Below are 23489 nucleotides of genomic sequence, written 5' to 3'. Positions count from 1 at the left end.
CGCATGGCCAACCCCAGTTCCCCCGAAGCGCCGCTCCCGGTCGGCAAGGTCTCCGCGCTGATCGGGGGCTGGATCGACCGGCTCGGCGCGATCTGGGTGGAGGGGCAGATCACCCAGCTCAGCCGGCGGCCGGGGGCGGGCGTGGTGTTCCTGACGCTGCGCGACCCGCAGGCCGACGTCTCGCTGACCGTGACGTGCTTCCGCTCCGTCTTCGACCAGGTCGCCGACGCGGTGCAGGAGGGCTCGCGGGTGATCGTGCACGCCAAGCCGGAGTGGTACGCGGCGCGCGGCCAGCTCTCGCTGCGGGCCTCCGAGATCCGGCTGGTCGGGCTGGGCGAGCTGCTGGCCCGGCTGGAGCAGCTGAAGCGGCGGCTGGCCGGCGAGGGCCTGTTCGCCGCGGAGCGCAAGAAGCCGCTGCCGTTCCTGCCGCAGTGCGTCGGGCTGGTCACCGGCCGGGGGTCGGCGGCCGAGCGGGACGTCCTGGAGAACGCCCGGCGGCGCTGGCCGGCGGTCCGCTTCGAGATCCGCAACGTGCCGGTGCAGGGCGTCAGCGCGGTGGAGCGGGTGAGCGCGGCCGTCCGGGAGCTGGACGAGCACCCCGGGGTGGACGTGATCGTCGTGGCCCGCGGCGGCGGCAGCGTCGAGGACCTGCTGCCGTTCTCGGACGAGGGCCTGGTGCGGCTGGTCGCGGCCGCCCGGACACCGGTGGTGAGCGCGATCGGCCACGAGCCGGACCAGCCGCTGCTGGACTTCGTCGCCGACCTGCGGGCCTCCACGCCGACCGATGCCGCCAAACGGGTGGTTCCGGACGTCGGCGAGGAGCTGGCCAAGGTCCGCCAGCTGCGCGACCGGGCCCGGCGGCACGTGCTGGCCCGGGTGGAGCGCGAGCAGCACGGGCTGGACGGCGTGCGCAGCCGGCCGGTGCTGGCGGCGCCGCAGCGGATGCTGGACGGGCGCGGGCAGGAGGTGGACGGCCTGCTGGAGCGCGCCCGGCGCACCCTGCGCCACCGGCTGGACCACGCGCAGAGCGACCTCGGGCACACCCTGGCCCGGGTGGTGGCGCTGTCCCCGGCGGCCACCCTGGAGCGCGGCTACGCGGTGCTGCAGCGGGGCGACGGCACGGTGGTGACCGATCCGGCGCAGGCCGTGGCGGGCGAGGGGCTGCACGCCCGGGTGGCGGGCGGCGGCTTCGACGTCACGGTGGCCGGCGGGCCGCAGTCCGGCTGAGCCGGGCGCGGACGGGGCGGGCGGGGGCTCCGCGCTGTCGGTGCGGGCCCCTACGCTGGCTGCCATGGCAGATCAGGAGCAGGAGGCGGCGGCGGCCGCGCAGACCCCGACCGCGGACGGCGCGCTGGGCTACGAGCACGCGCGGGACGCGCTGCTGGAGGTGGTCCGGCAGCTGGAGAACGGCGGCACCTCGCTGGAGGAGTCGCTGGCGCTGTGGGAGCGCGGCGAGCAGCTGGCGAAGGTGTGCCAGCGCTGGCTGGACGGCGCGCGGGCCCGGCTGGACGCCGCGCTGGCCGCCGAGGAGGGCGCTCCGCCGCAGGGGTGACGCCGGGGCGCCGGAGGGTGAGGCAGGTCACATCGGCGGCCGGGAACAGTTGAAGGTTCATCCATGTTGGGACCTGGTGATCGGCCCCGGCCGGTCACACCGACAAGACGGACCCCACCGTTCTCCTTCCTCCCCCGAGGTGCAAAGACATGACCACCGACGCCCTGGTTCTCGACGCCGCCGCCCAGGACCTGCTGTTCCGCGAGGCCCGCACCGCCAACACCTTCACCGACGAGCCGGTCTCCGACGAGCAGGTCCAGGCCATCTACGAGCTGGTCAAGTTCGGCCCGACGGCGATGAACCAGCAGCCGCTGCGAGTCGTCCTGGTCCGCTCGGCCGAGGCCCGCGAGCGCCTGGTCCAGCACCTCGGCGAGGGCAACAAGGCCAAGACCGCCGCCGCCCCGCTGACCGCCATCCTGGCCGTGGACAACGAGTTCCACGAGGAGCTGCCGACCGTCTTCCCGCACTTCCCCGGCGCCAAGGACTACTTCACCGAGCGCCCGGTCCGCGAGACCTCGGCCGCGATGAACGGCGCCCTGCAGGCCGGCTACTTCATCATCGGCGTCCGCGCCGCCGGCCTGGCCGCCGGCCCGATGACCGGCTACGACGCCGAGGGCATCAACAAGGAGTTCTTCGCCGACGGCGAGCACTCCGTGCTGGCCGTGGTGAACATCGGCAAGCCGGGCGAGAACGCCTGGTACCCGCGCTCCCCGCGCCTGGCCTACGACGAGGTCGTCACCACCGTCTGAGCCCGACCCGGACGGACAGCGCGAAGGGCCCCGCACACGAGGTGTGCGGGGCCCTTCGCGTTCACCCTTCGGTTCACCCGGCGCGTTCACCCGGCGCGTTCACCCGGCCGGCCGCGCCGGAGCGGAGATCTCCGCTCCGGGGGCGGAAACCGGACTACTTCAGCGCCCGCGCCAGCTCGGCCAGCTCCTCGTAGGAGGCGGTGCCGGTCAGCACGGTCGTCGCGCCGCCCGTCTGCACGGTCAGCGCCCGCGCCTTGGGACCCCGCACCTTCTCCCAGGTCTGTCCGGCGACGTCCACGGTGCCGTCCGGCTCGCCGTCGGCCACCGCCGCCTTGAGCAGGTCCCCGGGCTTGGCGTCGCTCTGCTCCAGGGCCGCGTACTGGCCGGAGGGGGTGAGGAAGCCCAGGTGCCAGGCGTTGCCCTTGCCGTTGCTCATCGCCGCCGGGTTGTACGTCACCGAGGTGGCCCGCCACTGCGCCGGAAGGCCCTCCGGGGAGAGCAGCGGGTACGGCGCGGCCCGCTTCGCCGAGGCCGCGGCCACCGAGTACTCGACCGCCCGGGGCCCGTCGCCCTTCGCGTCGTGCGGCAGGAACAGGTACCCGACCCACACCACGACGCCGACGGCCAGCATCGACAGGACCATGTCCCGCACGGTCTGCCGGCCCCTCATGCCCTTGCTCTCTCCAGCCACCCCCACATGGTGACTCATGCCGACCGGCGCCCCCGCACCCGGGGTGTCCACGTCCGGGTGAAACGGGGCAGAACGTGCCGTTCCCGTCGCCGCGGGGGACCGCGCCACAGACAGTCATCCCGGGGGCAGATACGATCGCAACACCCTCACCACGGCGTTCGACCAGGCAGTAGTCGGGCGCTCACTGGCCGTCGCGTACAGAGAGGTAACGACGATGACCACGCAGTACCCGCACCACCTCCCCAGCGCACTGGAGGTCGCGCCGGAGGCTCCGGACCGGAACCTCGCGCTCGAACTCGTCCGGGTCACCGAAGCCGCGGCGCTCGCCGCCGGCCGCTGGGTCGGTCGCGGCGACAAGAACGGCGCCGACGGCGCGGCCGTCCGCGCCATGCGCACCCTCGTCTCCACCGTCTCGATGAACGGCGTCGTCGTCATCGGCGAGGGCGAGAAGGACGAGGCCCCGATGCTCTACAACGGCGAGCGGGTCGGCGACGGCACCGGCGCCGAGTGCGACGTCGCGGTGGACCCGGTCGACGGCACCACCCTCACCGCCAAGGGCATGAACAACGCGGTCGCCGTCCTGGCCGTCGCCGACCGCGGCACCATGTTCGACCCGAGCGCCGTCTTCTACATGGACAAGCTGGTCGCCGGCCCTGAGGCCGCCGACTTCGTCGACATCACCGCGCCGCCGGCCGTCAACATCCGCCGGGTCGCCAAGGCCAAGGGCATCGCCGTCGAGGACGTCACCGTGGTCGTCCTCGACCGCCCGCGCCACGAAGGCCTGGTCCGGGAGATCCGCGAGGCCGGCGCCCGGATCAAGTACATCTCGGACGGCGACGTCGCCGGCGCCATCATGGCCGCCCGCGAGGGCACCGGCGTCGACCTGCTGATGGGCATCGGCGGCACCCCCGAGGGCATCATCGCCGCCTGCGCGATGAAGTGCATGGGCGGCGTCATCCAGGGCCGGCTCTGGCCCAAGGACGACGCCGAGCGCCAGAAGGCCCTGGACGCCGGGCACGACCTCGACCGGGTGCTCTCCACCGACGACCTGGTCAGCGGCGAGAACGTGTTCTTCGTCGCCACCGGCATCACCGACGGCGAGCTGCTGCGCGGCGTGCACTACCGCCAGGAGACCGCCACCACCAGCTCGCTGGTGATGCGCTCCAAGAGCGGCACCATCCGGGAGATCAACTCCACCCACAAGCTGTCCAAGCTGCGGGCCTACAGCGCGATCGACTTCGACCGCGCCAACTGACCCGACGCGGGGCGGCGCCCCGACGGCACGACGGCACGACGCGGCCCGCGTCTCGGCGAAATCCCCCTTCGCCGGGACGCGGGCCGCTCCCGTCAGGGCCGGCGGATCCCGCCGGCGGCCCTCACCCCGCGATCCGGCCGCGCGACCCCGGCACCCGGGCCGCCTCGCGCAGCTCGACGTCCCGGCGGCGGCGGCGCGCCAGCACCACCCGGCGCTCGGCCGCCGTCAGCCCGCCCCAGACCCCGTACGGCTCCGGCTGCGCCAGCGCGTGCTCCCGGCAGTCCAGCAGCACCGGGCACCGCGCGCACACCTGCTTCGCCTGCTCCTCGCGCGACAGCCGGGCCGCGGTCGGCTCCTTGGACGGCGCGAAGAACAGACCCACCTCGTCCCGCCGACAGGCCGCCGCGGTGTGCCACGGGTTGTCCTCGCCCGCCGGCTGCGGGGCCGGGCGCCGCTCCAGCAGCTGGGCCGCGACCACCGGCGAGGCGGCGGCGGACGGCCGGGCGACCGGCGACGGGGCGGCCGGCACGGGGACGGCGGACGAAGTGGTGCGGGACTCGATCGGATGCAGCACGGCCGTACTCCTGACGAGGCTCTCGGACACGGGGAAGCTCGCTCCCCTGCCCAGCTGCGGGCCCCCGTTCACACCCCCGGGTCGGCCTCAGGCCGCCTCCGGTACGCAGCCGTACAAGAAGCGATGTGCCAGAGGAACTACCCCACGCCCGGCCGATTCATGCACACTGCACGCAACCGACTACTGCCTGCACTCGGCGCAACGACGAGTGCCCGGCCGGGAGTTGTCCCCCGACCGGGCACCGAACGTGCCGTCCGTACCCGGCTCAGTCGGCGCCGAGCTGCTTGCGCACCCACTCCTTGAGCTTCTTGCCCCGGCGCGGCTTGGCCTCGCAGCCGCCGAACACCGCGGTGCCCTTCACCCGCACCACCGGCGCGTACGGGTCGGCCGCGGTCTGCTCCTTGACGTCGAAGCCGCCGAAGATGCCGACGCCGCCACCGTGCAGGCTGACGTTCTCCGGCACCTTGATCTCCACCCCGCCGAAGATCGCGACCACGTCGATCACCACCTCGGGCGACTCGAACACGGCGTCGGTGAGGTCGATCTCGACACCGCCGAAGATCGCCACGGCACGCAGGTGGGAGCCCACCCGCCAGCGCCCCTTGCGGGAGGAGCCGCCGAAGACCGCCAGCATGGTCGGCGCCTCGTTGCGGGCCGGCAGCCGCACCGGACCCTCCGGCCGCGGGCCGGCCGCCGACCCCGGGGCGTCCAGCGGCGGCTTCTCGAAGGAGATCTCGCGGTGCACCGGGAGGTCCCGGGTCAGCGGCACGAGGTCGCCCAGGGTCTTGGCCCCGTACGCCGCCTCGATCCGCTCGGCGTGCTCCTCGACGTCCAGCCGCCCCTCGGCGTAGGCGTCGCGCAGCAGCTCCGCCACCCGTTCGCGGTCGGCGTCCGAGGCCCGCATCTCGGCCTGCGCCACCGGAGCGTGCGCGGGCGGCGCGGGCGGCGCCGCCGCGGGCTTGGTCATCGGTACGGGCCCCTGCCCCTGGTCGTCCATCTGCTGGTCCTGCGGGTCCTTCGACGGCGAGTTGTCCACGGGCGCAAGCCTAGTCAACGGGGCTGCCCGCACCCACCCCCCGGGGTGACCCTGGTCACGCAGGCGGACCTTCCCGCGTGCGGGATATCGGCGGGTCCTACCCTTGAGGGTGCTTTCGCCCCTCCAGGGTGCTTCGCCGACGCAGCCGGAACACCGGCAACACTGGACACCTAAGGACCGCCCGCATGGCTCCCACGCCGGACTTCGAGTACAGCGACCTGCTCCCCCTGGGCGCTGACCCGACCCCCTACCGCAAGCTCACCTCCGAAGGCGTCTCCACCTTCGAGGCCGGCGGACGCACCTTCCTCCAGGTCGAGCCGGAGGCCCTGCGACTGCTCACCGCCGAGGCGATGCACGACATCTCGCACTACCTGCGCCCGGCCCACCTCGCCCAGCTGCGCCGCATCCTGGACGACCCGGAGGCCAGCCCCAACGACCGCTTCGTCGCGCTCGACCTGCTGAAGAACGTCAACATCTCGGCCGGCGGCATCCTGCCGATGTGCCAGGACACCGGCACCGCCATCGTCATGGGCAAGCGCGGCCAGAACGTGCTGACCGCCGGCGGTGACGAGGCCGCCGTCGCGCGCGGCGTCTACGACGCGTACACCAGGCTGAACCTGCGCTACTCCCAGATGGCCCCGGTGACCATGTGGGACGAGAAGAACACCGGCAACAACCTGCCGGCGCAGATCGAGCTGTACGCGACCGACGGTGACGCCTACAAGTTCCTCTTCATGGCCAAGGGCGGCGGCTCGGCCAACAAGTCGTACCTGTACCAGGAGACCAAGGCGATCCTGAACGAGGCCAGCATGCTCTCGTTCCTGGAGCAGAAGATCCGCTCGCTGGGCACCGCGGCCTGCCCGCCGTACCACCTGGCGATCGTGATCGGCGGCACCAGCGCGGAGTTCGCGCTGAAGACCGCCAAGTACGCCTCCGCGCACTACCTGGACAACCTGCCGACCTCCGGCGACGCGAAGACCGGCCACGGCTTCCGGGACCTGGAGCTGGAGGCCAAGGTCACCGAGCTGACCCAGAAGATCGGCATCGGCGCCCAGTTCGGCGGCAAGTACTTCTGCCACGACGTGCGCGTCGTGCGCCTGCCGCGGCACGGCGCCTCGCTGCCCGTCGCGATGGCCGTCTCCTGCTCGGCCGACCGCCAGGCGCTCGGCAAGATCACCGCCGAGGGCGTCTTCCTGGAGCAGCTGGAGACCGACCCGGCGAAGTACCTGCCGGACACCACCGACGAGCACCTCGACGACGACGTGGTGCGCATCGACCTCGACCAGCCGATGTCCGCGATCCGCGCCGAGCTCTCCAAGTACCCGGTGAAGACCCGCCTCTCGCTCACCGGCACCCTGGTCGTGGCCCGCGACATCGCGCACGCCAAGATCAAGGAGCGCCTGGACGCCGGCGAGGGCATGCCGAAGTACCTGCAGGACCACCCGGTCTACTACGCCGGCCCGGCCAAGACCCCCGAGGGCTACGCCTCCGGCTCCTTCGGCCCGACCACCGCCGGCCGGATGGACTCCTACGTCGACCAGTTCCAGGCCGCCGGCGGCTCGATGGTCATGCTCGCCAAGGGCAACCGCTCCAAGCAGGTCACCGACGCCTGCGCCCAGCACGGCGGCTTCTACCTCGGCTCCATCGGCGGCCCCGCCGCCCGCCTGGCCCAGGACTGCATCAAGAAGGTCGAGGTCCTGGAGTACGCCGAGCTCGGCATGGAGGCCGTCTGGCGCATCGAGGTCGAGGACTTCCCGGCCTTCATCGTGGTCGACGACAAGGGCAACGACTTCTTCCGCGAGACCACCGAGGGCCCGCTGATCACCAGCCTCCGCGTCCGCTCCAAGGAGTAGCGCTCCCCCGCACCCGCCCCCGCCCCGGCCGCCCCCCGCGCCCGGGGCGGGGCCGTCTCCGGCCGCCCCGAATCGACCTCGCTCCCCGCACCGGAAACTCGTACCGATCCGGTACGGGATCAGCCGTCTCCCCGGAGGGCGCGCCGATGACGATCAGCGCCAGCGGCGCACGCGCGCAGCTCTTTCCCCTGATCAAGAAGGCCAACGACGACCACGTCCCGATAAGGATCACCTCCAGGGGCGGCGATCCGGGCGTCACCCGGATCATGGAGGAGCTGGAAGCCCTGGCGGGTGATGTGGGAGGAGCGTCCACCTCGATCCTGACGCCTGGGAGGGCTTCCTGTTCTGGCCGGCCTCGAACCGGAAGGCCGCTCAGCGGATCGCCCGTCTGATCGGCGGGATCCAGCGCGACCCGTTCAGCGGGACCGGCAGACCGGAACCCCTGAAGGGCGACCTCGCTGGCTACTGGTCGCGCCGGAGCGGCGACGAACACCGCCTCGTCCACCGGGCGGACGGGAAGGGAGTGAAGATCCTCAAGGCCCGCTACCGCTACCGGTGACGGCGCGGCCCGCCGCCTCGGCGGGGGGCGGGTCGGGCGTCAGGCGTCGAAGTCGTACTCAAGGACGTAGGAGGCCGCGTCCAGGGTCATCTCGTTGAGTTCGACGACCTGGCCCTCGTCGGCGAAGGCGGTGCGGCAGATGAGGATGACCGGGGTGCCGGCGGAGAGCTCCAGGCGGGCCGCCTCGTCGGCGCTCGGCATCCGGGAGCGGACCTCCTCGCGGAAGTGCACCGGCTTGGCGCCGATCTCGGCCAGCCGGGCGTAGGTGCCGCCCGGGCCGGTGTCCTCGCGGGTGATGGCGGTGCCCGCGACCAGGCCCGACGGCAGGTAGGAGGTCGACAGCAGGACCGGCTTGCCGTCCAGCACGAAGCGCCGGTGCCGCACGCACATCGGCGAGCCCGGGTCGACGCCGAGCACCCGGGCCACGTGCTCCGGCGCGCCCTGCTCGGTGACCGCGACCTGGTCGACGACCAGGCTGCGGTGGGCGGTGTCGGCCGACCATATCGAGCGGCCCGAACCCCACTGGCCCTGGGCGAGCCGCTGGATCCCGCGCCGGCGCAGCGGCCGGAAGTCCCGGACGAAGACGCCCGCCCCTCGGCGGGCCTCGGCGATGCCCTCGCTCTGCAGCACGCCGAGCGCCTGGCGGGCGGTCATCCGGGCCACGCCGTACGCGTCCATCAGGTCGTTCTCGCCGGGCAGCCGGTCGCCCGCGCGGTACTCGCCGGAGTCGATGGCCGCCTTCAGCGTCTCGGCGATCCGTTGGTACTTGGGCTGCTTCTCACCGCCACTGCTGCCGACCATCGCCTGCTCCCTCGTCCTTCGCCGTAAATCGTAGGCGCGCCTTCGGTCTGCGGTAAGCCGATAGGACCGGTTCGACCGTTGACATCTCTAGAGATATTAGCTTCTCTAGAGATGCTGGGTAGTCGCCGAGCAGAGCCGAACCAAACCGAGCCACGACAGCGACCAGGGCCGGCACCACCGTCGCCGCGCCCGCACCGGAGCAGCAAGGAGCAGCGCGGTGAGCATCCGAAAGCGCGGCGCCGCGGCCTACCGGCCGCGCGTGGGGGAGTCCGTCCTCGACACCAGGACCGGGCGCACCGGCATCTACATGGACACCATCGGTGGGGAGCACTACCTCCGCCCGCCCGAGGGCGGCTGCGAGTGGACCGCCCGCCCCGAGCACCTCGCCCCCGCGGCCGACGGCGGGGGCGGCGCCGAGGGCGCCGCCGACCCGGCGGGGCGGAGCGGACCGGGCGGGCGGGCCGACCCCGCGCGGGCCCCCTCTCCCACCTCCCCCGCCCACGCGGCCTGACGCCCGCCCCGGCCACCAGGCCCATCGGCGAATTCCGGCCACCGGACGTGCGTGTGCCCCGCGCCGCCGGACGGGGCGGGGCGGGGCACACGGGTGCTGTGTGGGGCTACGGGTGACCGGCGATGACTCCGGCGGAGGCGCCGGTGGCGGTCACGAGGTAGCCGGTGGTCACCACGATCGTCGAAACGGCGACGACCGCGAGGCGACGGAGCCTGTTCAAGTTCCCCCCTGGAACTGCTGGTGCGGAGTGCTTACGGGTGGCTCGCGATGACACCCTGCGGCTCGCGCTCGGCGTTCTGCTCGCCGCCGGCCGGCGCCTCGGTCTCCACCACGTACTGGGCCTCGTCACCGAAGAAGTCGTCCTCCAGGTCGGCCTTGCGGTCGGCAGAGGGCTCGGCGTACTCGGCCGGCTCCGAGGTCGCGGCGACCGCGCCCTCGACGGCCTCGACGGCCTCCGCGGTGACGGCCTCGTCGGCCTGCGCGGTCGGCACAGGGGTCTCGCTCTGGTTGCTGGCCATGGGCGGGCCGCCTTTCGGTCATCACATGTCTTCCGCCCCACCGGATTGGCGCGGGCGCGGGCTCAGTATCGTAGGGTTGATTAAATGTCCGATAAACATCGTGCGGCTTACCGTGCCGTCCGGCAGAGTCGGCCCCCCGCCTAAGCTGAGGCCACCACAACGGCGGAACCGCCGAGCGCCCTACCGGGACATCAACACCAGGCCATCGGGGGACTACATGGAGTTTCGGGAGACGCCGCCTGCACCGGCGCTGCGCTTCCAGGTACTCGGTCCGGTCCAGGCCTGGCTCGACGACAAGCAGCTCGCCCTCGGTTCACCCCAGCAGCAGGCCGTCCTGACGATGCTCCTGCTGCACGCCGGGCGCCCGGTCACCACCCAGGACCTCGTGGACGGTCTCTGGGGCGAGCGCCCGCCCGCCCAGGCCGTCGCCGCACTGCGCACCTACGTCTCCCGGCTGCGCACCGTGATCGAGCCCCGCCGCGAGGTGCGGCGGCCCGCCGAGTTCCTCGTCTCCGTCGCCGACGGCTACGCGCTGCACATCCCGGCCGAGGCACTCGACATGACGGTCTTCGAGCACCTCGCCGCCGAGGCCGCGACCGCCCGCAACGCCGGGGACCTCGACAACGCCCACCAGTTGCTGGTCCGCTCGCTCGCGCTGTTCGCCGGCCGCCCGCTCACCGGCGTCCCCGGCCCGTACGCGGACGCCCAGCGGCAGCGGCTGGGCGAGCGGCAGGTCTCGGTCGCCGAGGAGCGCTGCGCGGTCGCCCTCGACATCGGCCTGCACGCCGAAGTGGTCGGCGAGTTGAACTCGCTCACCGCCGAGCACCCGCTGCGCGAGCGGCTGCGCGAACTGCTGATGCTCGCGCTGTACCGCTGCGGCCGCCAGGCGGAGGCGCTCGGCGTCTACACCGACACCCGCAAGCTGCTGATCGACGAGCTGGGCGTGGAACCGGGCGCCGGGCTCTCCACCATGCACTCCCGGATCCTGGCCGCCGACCCGGCGCTGACCCTTCCCGCCGCGCCCGCGCCCGCCGCCGCGGCCCGTGAAGAGGGTCCCGCCACCCCGCCGGCCCCGGCCCAACTTCCCGCCGACGTCTCCGACTTCAGCGGCCGCTCGGAGATGGTGGCGGATCTCTCCGCCGTCCTGATGAACGCCACCGGCCAGGCCGTCGTCGTCACCTCGCTGGCCGGCATCGGCGGCGTCGGCAAGACCACGCTCGCCGTGCACGTCGCCCACCGGGTGCGCGCGGAGTTCCCGGACGGGCAGCTCTACGTCGACCTGCGCGGTGCGGGCGCCTCGCCCTCCGACCCGGCGGTGGTGCTCGGTGACTTCCTGCACGCCCTCGGCGTCACCGAGAACCCGGACTCGCTGGAACAGCGCGCCGCCCTCTACCGCTCGCTGCTCGCCAGCCGGCGGATGCTGATCCTGCTCGACAACGCCCAGGACGCCGAGCAGATCCGGCCCCTGATCCCCGGCGTATCCAGCTGCGCGGTGCTCGCCACCAGCCGCTCCCGGCTGGCCGGCATCCCCGGCGCGCACCTGGTGGACGTCGAGGAGCTGACGCCGGAGGAGGCGCTCGCGCTGTTCTCCGCGATCGTCGGCGAGCAGCGCGTCGCGGCCGAACCCGAGGCGGCCATGGCGGTGGTGACCGCCTGCGGTTTCCTGCCCCTCGCCGTCCGGATCGCCGCGGCCCGGCTCGCCAGCCGGCCCCGGTGGAGCGTCTCGGACCTCGCCCGCCGCTTAGCCGATCAGCGCCGGCGCCTCGACGAACTCCAACTCGGCAACCTCGCCGTGGAGACCACCATCGGGCTCGGCTACGGACAGCTCTCCCCCGCCGAGGCGCGGGCCTTTCGCCTGCTCTCGGTCGTGGACTCCCCGGACCTGCCGCTGACGGCGGTGTCGGCCCTGCTCGGCGTGGACGAGGACGAGGCCGAGGACCTCGCCGAGGCACTCGTCGAGGCCAACATGCTGGAGACCTTCTCGGCCGGCCGCTACCGCTACCACGACCTGCTGCGGCTCTACGCGCAGCGGCAGAACGAGCGGGTGGGGGACGTCGAGGAGCAGCAGGCCGCCGTCCTGCGGCTGCTCGACCTGCTGCTCGCGACGGTCCGCAACGCCGCACAGGCCATCGAGCCCGACGACCAGTTGCCCGAGCCCCTGAACGTCCCGGGCTCCACCGGCATCCCCCTGATCACCAGCGGATACGCGCAGGAGTGGATCCGGGCCGAGATCGGGCTGCTGCTCAGCTCGGTCGAGGCGGCCGTCCAGGGCCCGAGCGGGCTGCTGCGGCCCGCCGTCGACCTGCTGATCATCCTGGACAGCCTGGTCGAGGACCCGACGCACGGGCCGCGGGTGCGCCGCATGCTGGAGACCGCCGAAGGCGGCGCCGAGGAGCACGGGGACGCGGCGGCGCTCGCGCGGGTGCACTTCGCCTTCGGCACCCTGCAGTCCGTCACCGGTGACTTCCAGAGTTCCGAGCAGTCGCTGCGCAAGAGCCTGGGTCTCCTGGGCCCCGAGGACATGACCGTCATGCGCTCGATGGCGGCCAACACCCTCGGCATCATCCTCAGCCTCGGCAACCGCCCGGCCGAGGCCGCGCCGTTCTTCGAACAGGCCCTCACCATCAGCCGCGTCGTCGGCGCCCCGATCGGCGAGGCACGGCTGCTCGCCAACCTCGCGCGGGCGCAGCTCGGGCTCGGGCAGGTCGAGCAGGCCGTCCGCTCCGTCACCGAGGCGGTCGCCACCGCACGCGCCTCGAAGAACGGCCCCTGCCTGGCCGACACCCTGTACCAGCTCGGCGTCGTGCTCGCCTCCGCCGACGACCCCGCGACCGCCGCCGAGCACCTGCGCGAGTCCCACCGGCTCTACCGCTCGCAGCAGAACCGGCTGCGCGAGGGCTACACCCTCGCCCGGCTCTCCTCCGCCCTGCTCGCCGCCGGCCAGCAGGCCGAGGCGGCGGAGGCGGCGGAGGAGTCGCTGGCGATCGGCCTGGAGATGGACTCCGCCTACTGCCAGGGTCTGGCCAGTGCCGCGCTGGGCGAGGCCTTGCTCGCCCTCGCCCAGCCCGCACGTGGCCTGGCGTGTCTGCGCGGAGCGCACGCCATCTTCACCCGGCTCGGTGTGCCCGAGGCCTCCCCCGTGGCGGACCTCATCTCCCAGCAGCACACCGAGCCCCTCTCTCCCCCCGCGCCGTAGGCCCCCGCTCCCCCGTGTCCCCCGTGGAGGCCTTCCCCCGTGAGCGTCCGGTGCTCCCGCAGCCCCCCGGCTGCGGGAACACCTTCAACGCTTCCCCGGCGCTGACACCACTGTGCACCGCCCCGATTGACGTTCAATAAACGCCCGATTGTCGGCCCGCGGCTCGACGGATCCGCTGGTCAGCGCGGCTGTGAGGGCCGACCGTACGGCGTGCGGGCCCGGTCGCACCACCCCGGTCCGCGCCCCGTGCCCCCGCCGAGGGGGGCCGCGTCGGCCACCCGCCGCGAGTTGGCCGGAAACGCACCCCATGGCGGAGTGATCACGCATATTCTCGGATGCCAGTACACACACGAGCGCACTTCCCGGGTGGAGCAATCCGGAAAAGGCAGCGCGGTGGCGCTCCCGCAGTGCAGAGTGTCTCTGTGCAAAGAGTCTGTGCAAAGTGTCAGCGTGCAGTCAGCGTGGCAATGCAGTCATTGTGACGCGGGGAGCGTGACGTACCGCCACCGGCAGCGGGTCGGCGGGGCAGCGCGGGCGCCGGGAGGAGACGGCGGTCCGGCCCCGCGCCTCGTCCAGCCGACCGGAGGCCCGGCCGGAAAGGTGCCTCTCAATCGTGACGACCGGACAGATATCGGATCCGTTCCCCGTCGGCGAGGACGCGGGCGACGACGACGGGTCCGACGTCCTGCGCCGCCGGGCCGAACGCGCCCTGCAGGCGGTCGCCTTCGACACCATCGGCACCGGCTACGCCGAGGCGTTCCCCGCCAAGGACGGACAGCTGGCCTGCGGGCGCCGGCTGCTGGCCCTGCTGGAGCCGGGCGCCGCGGTGCTGGACGTCGGCTGCGGCAACGGCGAGCCGACCGTCCGCCAGCTGGTCGGAGCCGGGATGCGGGTCACCGGCGTGGACCTCTCGGACGTCATGCTGACCCTGGCCCGGCAGGCCCCCCACCCGGGCCCGTACCCGCCCGTCCTGCACCGCATGGACATGTACGACCTCGCCACCGAGCGCGCCCGCTCCGCCTGGAACGTGCCGCGGCTCGGCCCCGCCGGGCGGGGCACCTTCGACGCGGTCACCGCCTTCTTCTCGCTGATCCTGCTCCCCCAGGACGAGATCCCCGTCGTGCTGGGCCGGCTGCGCGAGCTGCTGCGGCCCGGCGGACTGCTGGCGCTCGGTATGGTCGAGGCGGATCTCGACCACGTTCCCCTGCCGTTCCTCGGCCGGGAGCTGCGGATCAGCGGGTACCTGCGGGAGGATCTCGAACGGGTCCTGCTGGCCGCCGGGTTCGCGGTCGAGGAGCAGGAGGGACGTCCGTACGCGCCCGCCAGCACCTCGCTGCCGCCGGAGGAGCAGCTCTTCCTCTGCTGTCGGCGGACCGGCTGACGGCCGGGCCTCCGGGCCCCCGACCGCCGGACCGCAGACCCAGGACAGTTCCCCGACAGACCCCAGACCGTACCGATCCCAGGACAGGCACCCGTGCGCGACCAGCTCAATCCCGAGGCCGGAGAGCCGCCTGCCCTGCCGGCCCCGCGCCGCCCGTCGTCGCCCCCGGAGCACGTCCCCGAACGCCTCGCCTACCTCGACTCCGCGACCCGGCGGATCAACAGCGCGCTCGACCTGGCCGCCACCCTGCGCAACGCCGGCCGGGTGCTCGTCCCCGCCCTCGCCGACGCCGCCGTCGTCCACCTGCGCGACCCGCTGCCCAACGTCGAGCGCGAGCCCGGCTTCCCCGAGCAGCTGCGGATCCACCACAGCCAGGGCACCCGGCTGGGCCGGCGCGGCCGCCCGGCCGGCGACGACCGCCGCGACCGCTACGGCGCGCGCTACGGCAGCCGGTACGGCGCCCGCTCCAGCGCCGACCCCGGCCCGGCCACCCCGGTCACCCGCGGCGGCGCGCTCGCCCACACCCTGCTCAGCCGCCGCCCCGCCGAACCCGTCGTGCTCGGCGCCGCCGGGGACAGCGGCAGCGCCCGCACCACCGAGCTGCTGCGCGAGCTGTACGGCGCCCGCGGCCTGGCCCGGCTCAGCCCGGGCACGTCGGTGCTCGCCCTGCCGCTGCGCGGGCGCAAGACCGTGCTGGGCCTGCTGGTGCTGATCCGGCGCCCGCCCGCGAAGAGCGGCCGGCCGGGCTTCGACGCCACCGACACCGCCACCGCCGCCCACCTCGCCACCCAGGCCGGGCTGGCCGTCGACACCGCGCTGCGGTACGCCCGCGAGTGGGAGATAGCCAACGAGCTGCAGCGCAGCATGCTCCCGCTGCGGCTGCCCCAGCCGCACGGCGTCCGGCTCGCCCAGCGCTACCTGCCCGGCGAGCGCGGCGCCCAGGTCGGCGGCGACTGGTACGACGCCGTGCCGCTGCCCGGCAACCGGGTGGCGCTGATCGTCGGCGACGTGATGGGCCACTCGCTGACCTCGGCCGCCATCATGGGCCAGCTGCGCACCAGCGCGCAGACCCTGGCCGCGCTCGACCTGCCGCCGCACGAGGTGCTCTACCACCTGGACGAGCAGGCCCAGCGGCTCGGCCGCGAACAGCACCTGGCGACCTGCGTCTACGCCGTCTACGACCCCATCGCCAACCGGGTGGTGCTCGCCAATGCCGGGCACGTGCCGCCGGTGCTCGTCCAGCCGGACGGCACGGCCGAGCTGCTCGACCTGGAGGCGGGCGCGCCGATCGGCGTCGGCGGGGTCGACTTCTCCTCCGTCGAACTGCCCGCGCCGCCCGGCTCGGCCCTGCTGCTGTTCACCGACGGCCTGGTGGAGACCCGCAGCCGGCCGCTCAGCGACGGTCTCGAACTGCTCCGCGCCCGGCTCGCGGGCGCCCACCGGCACGCGCCCGAACACCTCTGCCAGGAGGCGCTGCGGATCCTGCCGCCCGGCGACCGGGGCGACGACATCGCGCTGCTGGCCGCCTGCTTCGACGGGATCCCGGCCGGGGACGTGGCGCACTGGTACCTCCAGCCGCGCAACGAGACGCCGGGGCGGGCGCGCCGGCTGGCCGCGCACACGCTGCGCCGCTGGGGCCTGGAGGCGCTGACCGAGGCGACCGAGCTGATGGTCAGCGAGCTGGTCACCAACGCCGTCCAGCACGCCACCCGCCCGGTGACGCTGAGCCTGGTCCGCACCACCCGGCTGCGCTGCGAGGTCGGCGACGACAGCCCGCTGCTGCCCCGGCCGCGCCGGACCGGGCCGGAGGACGAGCGCGGACGGGGCCTGCAGATCGTGGCCCGGTGCGCCGAGCGCTGGGGCGCGACCCGGCTGGGCACCGGCAAGGTGGTCTGGTTCGAGCAGCGCCTGCCGTGACGCGCCGAGGGGCCGCTCCGGCGCTCGCGCGCCGGGGCGGCCCCCGTCCTGACCTCCGGAGCCGTCAGACCCGCTCGGGCACCTTCGTGTCCGCGGCGACGCGGCTCCCGTCGGACTCCAGCCGGGCCATCAGCTGCTCGCCCTCCATGTCCACCCGCGGCACCACCCGGTCCAGGCTCTTCGGGAACCACCAGGCGGCCCGGCCGAACAGCGCCATCGCGGCCGGCACCAGGGCCATCCGCACCACGAAGGCGTCCACCAGCACGCCCACCGCGAGCGCGAAGCCGATCGGCTGGACGATCGGGTCGTGGCCGAAGACGAACGAGCCGAAGACCGCGATCATGATCAGCGCGGCCGCGGTGACCACCCGGGCGCCGTCCCGCACCCCGGCCACCACCGCCTCGCGCGGCGCCATGCCGTGCGCGTGGCGCTCCTTCATGCCGGAGACCAGGAACAGCTCGTAGTCCATCGCCAGCCCGAACAGCACGCCGATCAGCAGGATCGGCACGAAGCTGACCACCGGGCCGACCTTCGGGACGTCGATCAGACCGTCCAGCCAGCCCCACTGGTAGACCGCGACGACGGCGCCGAGCGAGGCCGTGATGGAGAGCAGGAAGCCCGCCACCGCCTTCAGCGGCACCAGGACCGAGCGGAAGGCCAGCGCCAGCAGCACCAGCGCGATGCCCACGATCACCGCGACGAACGGCGGCAGCGCGTCGGCGAGCTTGGCGGAGACGTCGATGTTGGCGGCGGTGGTGCCGGTGACGTCGATCCGGGCGCCGGTCTCCGCCTTGAGCGCGTCGCGCTGGTCGCGGATGTCGGTGACCAGCTGCCGGGTGTCGGCGTCGTCCGGGCCGCTCTTCGGGATGACCGGGACGAGCGCGGTGCGGCTCGGCTGGTCGAGCTGCGGCGGGAGCAGGGTCTGCACCCCGGGCAGCGCGGCGAGCCGGCCCGCCACGCCCTGCACCGCCTGCTCCGGCTGCGCGGCGTCCGCGGCGTCGACGACGACCACCAGCGGGGCGTTGAAGCCGGGGCCGAAGCTCCGGTCGACCAGGTCGTACGCGGTGCGGGCGTCGGTGCCCTTGGCCTGCGAGCCGCCGCCGGGCAGCCCGAGGGTGAGGCTCGCGGCGGGCACGGCGAGCGCGACCAGCGCGGTGAGGCCCGCCAGCAGGACGGCGAGCGGGCGGCGCACCACGAAGCCGGCCCAGCGCTCGCCGAGCGTCGTGCGCCCGGTGGTCCGCAGCGCGCCCCGCCAGACCGGCAGCCGGTCGATGCCGCGGCCGACGAAGCCGAGCAGGGCGGGCAGCAGGGTGATCGCGACGAGCACCGCGACGACGACGGCGCCGGAGGCGGCCAGGCCCATCACGGTCAGGAACGGCACGCCGGCGACGGCCAGGCCGGCCAGGGCGACGACGACGGTCAGGCCGGCGAAGACCACGGCGCTGCCGGCGGTCGCGTTGGCGCGGGCGGCGGCCTCCTCCGGCTCCAGCCCCTCGGTGAGGTGGCGGCGGTGCCGGGAGACGATGAACAGGGCGTAGTCGAGGCCGACCGCCAGGCCGACCATCAGCGCCAGCACCGGCGCGGTGGAGATGATCTCGAACGAGCCCGCCAGCGTGATCACGCCGGCCATCGCGATGCCGACCCCGATCAGGGCGGTGACCAGCGGGAGCCCGGCCGCGACCAGCGAGCCCAGGGTGATCACCAGGACCAGCCCGGCGACGATGAGGCCGACCACCTCGCCGCCTTCGACCTGGGCCATCTCGTTGTAGGCGTCGCCGCCGAAGGCCACCGTGACCCCGGCCGCGCGGGCGGGTTCGGCCGCCTCCCGCACGGCGTCGCGCTGCTGGTCGGTGATGTCGCCGAGCACGCTGTCGAAGGAGACCAGGCCCAGCGCGACCTCGCCGTCCGGGGAGAGCGCCCCGGTGGTGTACGGGTCGGGGACACCGGCGACGCCCGGGACGGCGGCGATCCGGGTGACCGCCTCACCGACCGCCGCGGCCTTCTCGGGGGCGGCGATGCCGCCGGGGGCCTCGGTGGCGAAGACCACCTGGGCGGAGCCGTGGGCCTGGTCGGGGAAGGTGCCCTTGATCCGGTCCAGGGTGGCCTGGGCCTCGGTGCCGGGGACCTTGAACTCCTCGGAGGTCGAGCCGCCGAGCGCCGCCGCCGCGCCGCCGACGGCGATCAGCAGGGCCAGCCAGACGGCGAGCACGGTACGCCTGCGGCGGAAGCAGAGGCGGCCCAGGCGGTACAGGTACGTGGCCATGCGTGCACCTTCGGTCGGGTCGTTCGGGCAGGTCGTCCGGTCGGACCGTCCCGTTCGGACGTGAGCGCCGGACTCGGTCGTCCGCACCACCGTACGCGCAACTTTGTCACGTGACAAAGTCAATGGACGAGAACGTCTGACGCAATCATTCGATCCGGTTGTTTGAACATGGCGATACCCTGGCCCAATGGCACATGTCCCGGCCGCCGAACGGCGCCCCCAACTCATCCAGGCCGCCATCGACCTGATGGCCCGCGAGGGCGTGGCCGCCGGCAGCACCCGCGCCATCGCGGCCGAGCTGGGCGTGGCGCAGGCGACGGTGCACTACACCTTCGGCACCAAGAAGGACCTCTACCGGGCCGTCGTCGAGCAGCTGACCGCCGAGTTCATCGGCCAGGTGCGGGCGTCCGCGCCGGACGAGGGCCCGTTCGCCGAGCAGGTCCGCACGATGGTCCACGCCCTGTGGGACAGCGCCGTCGGCGAGCCCGGCAAGTGCTCGCTGATCACCGAGTTCGCCGCGATGGCGCTGCGCGACCCGGACCTGCAGGAGATCATGCGGGCGCTCCAGCACGAGATCGAGGCCACCGCCGCCGAGCTCCTCACCGCGCTCGCCGCCGCCCACGGGCAGGAGCCGGCGCTGCCGGCCCACGAGATCTCGCTGTACTTCCTGGCCGGCTTCAACGGGCTGACCGACCGCTACCTGGTCCTCAAGGCCGCCGGCGAGGACCCGGAGGAGGAGTCCCGCCGGGCGCTCGACCTGCTGGTCGCCACCACGGTCGGCCTCTGCCTCGGCGCCCCCGCCACCCCCTGAGCGCGGCCCCTACGGTTCGACGATCCTGACCGGCAGTTCGGCCAGGACCTCGCGCAGGGTGACGGCGAAGCGGTCGTACTCGGCGCTGCGGGCCGAACCCGGCCGGGTGGCGAGGCCGATCCGGCGGCCCGGCGCGGGCGCGGCGAAGCGGACGGCGGCCAGCCGGTCGGCGCGGCCCGCCTCGACGTCCAGCGCGGTGGCGGGCAGCAGGGTCACCCCGAGGCCGCCGGCCACCAGCTGCACCAGGGTGGACAGGCCGGCCGCCCGGGTGGTGGAGCCGGCCGGGTCGGCGCCGACCTCGCGGCAGATGTCCAGCGCCTGGTCGCGCAGGCAGTGGCCCTCCTCCAGCAGCAGCACGTCCAGGTCGAGCAGCACGTCGCGCGGCACGTCGACCCGGCCGGCCAGCTCGTGGTCGGGCGGGGCGACCAGCACGAAGTCCTCGTCGAACAGCGGGATGTCCCGGGTCGGCGCGCTGCCGCCGGCCGGCAGCGCCAGCAGCAGCACGTCCAGCCGCCCGGCGGCCAGCCCCTCCAGCAGCGAGGGCGTCCGCTCCTCGTGGACGTGCAGCTCCAGCTCCGGGTAGCGGTCGCGGACCAGCCGCAGCACGGTCGGCAGCAGGTAGGGCGCGACGGTCGGGATGACGCCCAGGTGCAGCGGCCCGGTGAACGGGCGGCGGGCGGCCTCCACCTCCTCGGTGAGGGCCTGCAGGGAGGCGAGCACCCGGCGCGAGTGCTCCAGCACGCGCTCCCCCAGTGGAGTGATCATCACCCGGCGCGTCGTACGCTCGACGAGCTGCGCGCCCAGCGACTCCTCCAGCGCCGCGACCGCCCCGGAGAGCGCCGGCTGACTGGTTCCGCTGGCCGCCGCGGCCTCCCGGAAGTGCCGGTGCTCGGCCACCGCCACGAAGGCCTTGAGCTGGGCGACCGTGGGCGTCCGGGGGCTGCGCGGGGTGGCGTTCGCCACAGTCGCGTCGGGTTTACGGGCGGGGGCCCTGCGACGGACGGGGCGGGACGGGGGCGTGGGGCTGTTGATAACTCTCTCCGATCAGACACATCGATTGTAGCTATTTCCCTGATCAGTCCACGATGTGGAATGGTGGAACCCGTTCCGCAAACCGGACAAACTCCCCTCAGCCTCACTTCAGGAGATGCGAACGTGCTCACGATCGGTGACCAGTTCCCGGCCTTCAACCTCAAGGGCGTGGAAGGGCCGTCCGCGGACAAGCTGGAGTTCAAGGACTACACCTCGGAGGACCAGAAGGGCTGGAAGGTCGTCTTCTTCTGGCCGATGGACTTCACCTTCGTCTGTCCGACCGAGATCGCCGCGTTCGGCAAGCTGAACGAGGAGTTCGCCGACCGTGACGCCCAGATCCTCGGCGTCTCCGGCGACTCGGAGTTCGTGCACCACGCCTGGCGCAAGGACCACAAGGACCTCAACGACCTGCCGTTCCCGATGCTGGCCGACATCAAGCACGACCTGATGCGCGCCTGCGGCGTCGAGAACGCGGACGGCACCGCCCAGCGCGCCGTCTTCATCGTCGACCCGGAGAACGAGATCCAGTTCGCCATGGTGACCGCCGGCTCCGTCGGCCGTAACCCCAAGGAGGTCCTGCGGGTGCTGGACGCCCTGCAGACCGACGAGCTGTGCCCGTGCAACTGGAACAAGGGCGAGGACACCCTCGACGCCCAGGCCCTGCTGGCGGGCTGACCCATGGCCCTCGACGACCTGAAGTCCGCCCTCCCGGACTACGCCAAGGACCTCAAGCTCAACCTGGGCTCGGTCATCGGCAACTCCGACCTCCCCGCCCAGCAGCTGTGGGGCACCGTCCTCTCCTGCGCGATGGCCACCCGCAGCCCCGCCGTCCTGCGCGAGCTGGAGCCCGAGGCCAAGGCCAACCTCTCCCCGGAGGCGTACAACGCCGCCAAGGGCGCGGCCGCGATCATGGGGATGAACAACGTCTACTACCGGACGCTGCACCTGCTCTCCGACAAGGAGTACAGCAGCATGCGGGCCGGTCTGCGGATGAACATCATCGGCACTCCGGGCGTCGAGAAGGCCGACTTCGAGCTCTGGTGCTTCGCGGTCTCCGCGATCAACGGCTGCGGCCAGTGCCTCGACTCGCACGAGGCCGTGCTGCGCAAGGCCGGCGTCGACCGCGAGGTCGTCCAGGCCTCGATGAAGATCGCCGCCGTGCTCCAGGCCGTCGCCGGCGTCCTCGACTCCGAGGCCGCCCTCGCGACCGTCACCGCCTGACCCGCACCACCCCGTACGGGCCCCTCCCCCGGACTCCCCGAGTCCCGGCGAGGGGCCCGTCCGCGTCCCCGGAACCGCGGGTCAGCGGGCCGGGGGTGAGGCGTGGGGGCGGGCGGCGGCTTCGCGGGCGGCTTCGAGGGCGGTGAAGACGGCCTGGCCGGCCTCGTTGCGGCGGCGGAGGTGGGTGACCACGGTGTTGGTGACGGCGATCAGGGGGACGGCGACGATCGCGCCGCCGATGCCACCGATGATGGAGCCGGCGGCCACGCCGAGGACGACGCCGAGCGGGTGGACGCGCACGGCGCGGCCGAGGATGAGCGGCTGGAGCACATGGCCCTCGATCTGCTGGACGGCGATCAGCACGACCAGCACCATCAGGGCCGTCCAGGGCGTCGTGGTGACCAGCGCGATCAGCACCGCGACCGTCCCGGTGACCAGCGCACCGACCAGCGGGACGAAGGCGCCCAGGAAGATGATCACGGCGAGCGGCAGGGCCATCGGCACGCCGAGCAGCTGGATGCCGGTGCCGATGCAGACCGCGTCGATGAAGGCCACGCAGACGGTGCCGCGGACGTACGCGGTGAGCGTGGCCCAGGCCTTCGGACCGGCGCCGGCCATCGCGTAGCGGGAGTGCCGGGGCAGCCCGCGCAGCGCCCAGTTCCAGATCCGCTCGCCGTCGTAGAGCAGGAAGAAGGTGGTGAAGAAGGCGAGCAGGACGGCCGTCAGCACCTCGACGGCGATCTGCGCGCCGGTGATGCTGGCCGAGGTGATCTGCTCGGTGTTGGTGCTGATCGCCTTGGTGATCTGGTTGGCGAAGTCGGTGATCTGCTGCTCGGTCAGGTGCAGCGGCCCGGTGATCAGCCAGTCCCGCAGCTGGTCGACACCGGCCTTGACCTTGCTGGTGACGGTCTCCAGGTTGGTGGTCACCTGCCAGACCACGAACCAGCCGACCAGCCCGATGCCGGCCAGTCCGCTCATGAACACCCCGCCGGCGGCCAGCGAGCGCGGGACGCCGTGGCGGCGCAGCCAGGAGACGGTGGGCTCCAGCAGCGCGGAGATCAGCAGCGAGGCGAGCACCGCGAAGGCGACCAGCCGCAGCATGTCGACGATGTAGAAGACGACGTACAGCGCGGCACCGAGCAGCAGCAGCCGCCAGGTGGACTCGGCGGCGACCCGCAGGCCCCACGGCACCGCCTCGGCGGGGGTGGCGGGCCGGCCGAAGTGGCCGTGCGAGGACGCCGGGGCAGGAGGCGGAGGGGACGACGGCGCGGGAGCGGGCGCGGGCGCGGGAACGGGGGCAAGGACGGGGCCGGGGACGACGGGGGCCGCGGGCGGCAGGCTCACCTCGGTCCGCGGGCCCGGCAGCGGATCGACGGGCAGCGGATCGACGGGCAGCGGGTCGGCCGGCAGCGGGTCGGCCGGCAGCGGCGACAGCGGCGGTTCGTGGAAGTCGGCCGCCATCGCGGCCCGCCGTCGCCGTTCGATCACGGCGGCCGCGCTCGCCACCACGGCCATGCCCTTGGCCACGGCCTTGAAGGCCTTTCCGCCCCGCGCCATGCTCGCTACCAC

Annotated in this window: 22 protein-coding genes; 14 read left to right on the top strand and 8 right to left on the bottom strand. The window is 73.6% G+C overall.

What is annotated here, in order from left to right; translation table 11 throughout:
- Positions 1-3 precede the first annotated feature (3 nt).
- The 3 genes from xseA to ABT238_RS14385 all read left to right on the top strand — a co-directional run bounded on the left by xseA (position 4) and on the right by ABT238_RS14385 (position 2301).
- Positions 4-1227, top strand: a complete 1224-nt coding sequence (xseA, locus tag ABT238_RS14395; protein ID WP_350563268.1) for an exodeoxyribonuclease VII large subunit — start codon at positions 4-6, stop codon at positions 1225-1227.
- Between the two features lie 64 nt (positions 1228-1291).
- Positions 1292-1552, top strand: a complete 261-nt coding sequence (locus ABT238_RS14390) for an exodeoxyribonuclease VII small subunit (protein WP_350757583.1) — start codon at positions 1292-1294, stop codon at positions 1550-1552.
- A gap of 149 nt (positions 1553-1701) precedes the next feature.
- On the top strand, positions 1702-2301 hold the full coding sequence (locus tag ABT238_RS14385) for a malonic semialdehyde reductase (RefSeq protein ID WP_350563264.1): 600 nt from the start codon (positions 1702-1704) through the stop codon (positions 2299-2301).
- Positions 2302-2455: 154 nt separating this feature from the next.
- On the opposite strand, the gene ABT238_RS14380 is transcribed toward ABT238_RS14385, so the two are convergent.
- Positions 2456-2992 (bottom strand): DUF4245 domain-containing protein, encoded by a 537-nt coding sequence (locus ABT238_RS14380; protein ID WP_350563262.1) that lies wholly within the window; start codon positions 2990-2992, stop codon positions 2456-2458.
- Positions 2993-3206: 214 nt separating this feature from the next.
- Here ABT238_RS14380 and glpX point away from each other — a divergent pair, with 214 nt between their 5' ends.
- Complete coding sequence (glpX, locus tag ABT238_RS14375) at positions 3207-4247, top strand: class II fructose-bisphosphatase (protein WP_350546923.1); 1041 nt, start codon at positions 3207-3209, stop codon at positions 4245-4247.
- A gap of 121 nt (positions 4248-4368) precedes the next feature.
- Here glpX and ABT238_RS14370 read toward each other — a convergent pair whose 3' ends face one another.
- Both ABT238_RS14370 and ABT238_RS14365 read right to left on the bottom strand, forming a co-directional pair.
- Positions 4369-4725, bottom strand: a complete 357-nt coding sequence (locus tag ABT238_RS14370) for a WhiB family transcriptional regulator (protein WP_350563463.1) — start codon at positions 4723-4725, stop codon at positions 4369-4371.
- Between the two features lie 361 nt (positions 4726-5086).
- Complete coding sequence (locus tag ABT238_RS14365) at positions 5087-5818, bottom strand: DUF1707 SHOCT-like domain-containing protein (protein ID WP_502884209.1); 732 nt, start codon at positions 5816-5818, stop codon at positions 5087-5089.
- 224 nt (positions 5819-6042) lie between these two features.
- On the opposite strand from ABT238_RS14365, the gene ABT238_RS14360 reads away from it, so the two are divergent.
- The 3 genes from ABT238_RS14360 (at position 6043) to ABT238_RS14350 (ending at position 8269) form a co-directional block, all read left to right on the top strand.
- The gene (locus ABT238_RS14360; RefSeq protein ID WP_350563260.1) at positions 6043-7710 is read left to right on the top strand and encodes a fumarate hydratase; all 1668 of its coding nucleotides are present in this window, start codon (positions 6043-6045) and stop codon (positions 7708-7710) included.
- 146 nt (positions 7711-7856) lie between these two features.
- Complete coding sequence (locus ABT238_RS14355) at positions 7857-8102, top strand: type II toxin-antitoxin system Phd/YefM family antitoxin (RefSeq protein ID WP_350563258.1); 246 nt, start codon at positions 7857-7859, stop codon at positions 8100-8102.
- A complete protein-coding gene (locus ABT238_RS14350; protein WP_350757696.1) occupies positions 8051-8269 on the top strand; it encodes a Txe/YoeB family addiction module toxin in 219 nt (72 codons plus the stop codon). Before ABT238_RS14355 ends, ABT238_RS14350 begins: the two co-directional genes overlap by 52 nt.
- Before the next feature lie 39 nt (positions 8270-8308).
- On the opposite strand, the gene ABT238_RS14345 is transcribed toward ABT238_RS14350, so the two are convergent.
- Positions 8309-9070 carry a GntR family transcriptional regulator gene (locus ABT238_RS14345; protein ID WP_350563256.1) on the bottom strand — a complete coding sequence of 254 codons (762 nt, stop codon included), beginning with the start codon at positions 9068-9070 and terminating at the stop codon, positions 8309-8311.
- Positions 9071-9287: 217 nt separating this feature from the next.
- Between ABT238_RS14345 and ABT238_RS14340 the strand changes: the two genes are divergently transcribed.
- On the top strand, positions 9288-9581 hold the full coding sequence (locus tag ABT238_RS14340; RefSeq protein WP_350563254.1) for a hypothetical protein: 294 nt from the start codon (positions 9288-9290) through the stop codon (positions 9579-9581).
- A gap of 251 nt (positions 9582-9832) precedes the next feature.
- On the opposite strand, the gene ABT238_RS14335 is transcribed toward ABT238_RS14340, so the two are convergent.
- Positions 9833-10099 (bottom strand): hypothetical protein, encoded by a 267-nt coding sequence (locus ABT238_RS14335; RefSeq protein WP_350563252.1) that lies wholly within the window; start codon positions 10097-10099, stop codon positions 9833-9835.
- A gap of 217 nt (positions 10100-10316) precedes the next feature.
- Here ABT238_RS14335 and ABT238_RS14330 point away from each other — a divergent pair, with 217 nt between their 5' ends.
- The 3 genes from ABT238_RS14330 to ABT238_RS14320 all read left to right on the top strand — a co-directional run bounded on the left by ABT238_RS14330 (position 10317) and on the right by ABT238_RS14320 (position 16593).
- Positions 10317-13295, top strand: a complete 2979-nt coding sequence (locus ABT238_RS14330; protein WP_350563250.1) for an AfsR/SARP family transcriptional regulator — start codon at positions 10317-10319, stop codon at positions 13293-13295.
- Between the two features lie 685 nt (positions 13296-13980).
- Positions 13981-14676: a class I SAM-dependent methyltransferase gene (locus tag ABT238_RS14325; RefSeq protein ID WP_350563457.1), complete on the top strand. Its 696-nt coding sequence runs from the start codon at positions 13981-13983 to the stop codon at positions 14674-14676.
- 93 nt (positions 14677-14769) lie between these two features.
- A complete protein-coding gene (locus ABT238_RS14320) occupies positions 14770-16593 on the top strand; it encodes a SpoIIE family protein phosphatase (RefSeq protein ID WP_350563248.1) in 1824 nt (607 codons plus the stop codon).
- Positions 16594-16657: 64 nt separating this feature from the next.
- Here ABT238_RS14320 and ABT238_RS14315 read toward each other — a convergent pair whose 3' ends face one another.
- Complete coding sequence (locus ABT238_RS14315) at positions 16658-18856, bottom strand: MMPL family transporter (protein WP_350757580.1); 2199 nt, start codon at positions 18854-18856, stop codon at positions 16658-16660.
- 187 nt (positions 18857-19043) lie between these two features.
- On the opposite strand from ABT238_RS14315, the gene ABT238_RS14310 reads away from it, so the two are divergent.
- Positions 19044-19667 carry a TetR/AcrR family transcriptional regulator gene (locus ABT238_RS14310; RefSeq protein WP_350563244.1) on the top strand — a complete coding sequence of 208 codons (624 nt, stop codon included), beginning with the start codon at positions 19044-19046 and terminating at the stop codon, positions 19665-19667.
- 9 nt (positions 19668-19676) lie between these two features.
- Here the strand turns inward: ABT238_RS14310 and ABT238_RS14305 are convergent, their stop codons facing one another.
- Positions 19677-20630 carry a LysR substrate-binding domain-containing protein gene (locus tag ABT238_RS14305; protein ID WP_350563242.1) on the bottom strand — a complete coding sequence of 318 codons (954 nt, stop codon included), beginning with the start codon at positions 20628-20630 and terminating at the stop codon, positions 19677-19679.
- A 192-nt stretch (positions 20631-20822) separates the two neighbouring features.
- On the opposite strand from ABT238_RS14305, the gene ABT238_RS14300 reads away from it, so the two are divergent.
- Positions 20823-21374, top strand: coding sequence for a peroxiredoxin (locus ABT238_RS14300; RefSeq protein WP_350563240.1), 552 nt, complete (start codon positions 20823-20825; stop codon positions 21372-21374).
- Between the two features lie 3 nt (positions 21375-21377).
- Positions 21378-21920, top strand: a complete 543-nt coding sequence (locus tag ABT238_RS14295; protein WP_350563238.1) for an alkyl hydroperoxide reductase — start codon at positions 21378-21380, stop codon at positions 21918-21920.
- An 81-nt stretch (positions 21921-22001) separates the two neighbouring features.
- Here ABT238_RS14295 and ABT238_RS14290 read toward each other — a convergent pair whose 3' ends face one another.
- Positions 22002-23477 carry an AI-2E family transporter gene (locus ABT238_RS14290; RefSeq protein WP_350563236.1) on the bottom strand — a complete coding sequence of 492 codons (1476 nt, stop codon included), beginning with the start codon at positions 23475-23477 and terminating at the stop codon, positions 22002-22004.
- Positions 23478-23489 lie beyond the last annotated feature (12 nt).

It is taken from the genome of Kitasatospora sp. NPDC001527 (assembly GCF_040298605.1).
Taxonomy (GTDB): domain Bacteria; phylum Actinomycetota; class Actinomycetes; order Streptomycetales; family Streptomycetaceae; genus Kitasatospora.
The sequence above is the reverse complement of the archived record's forward strand: the minus strand, read 5'-3'. Positions and strand labels throughout refer to the sequence as shown.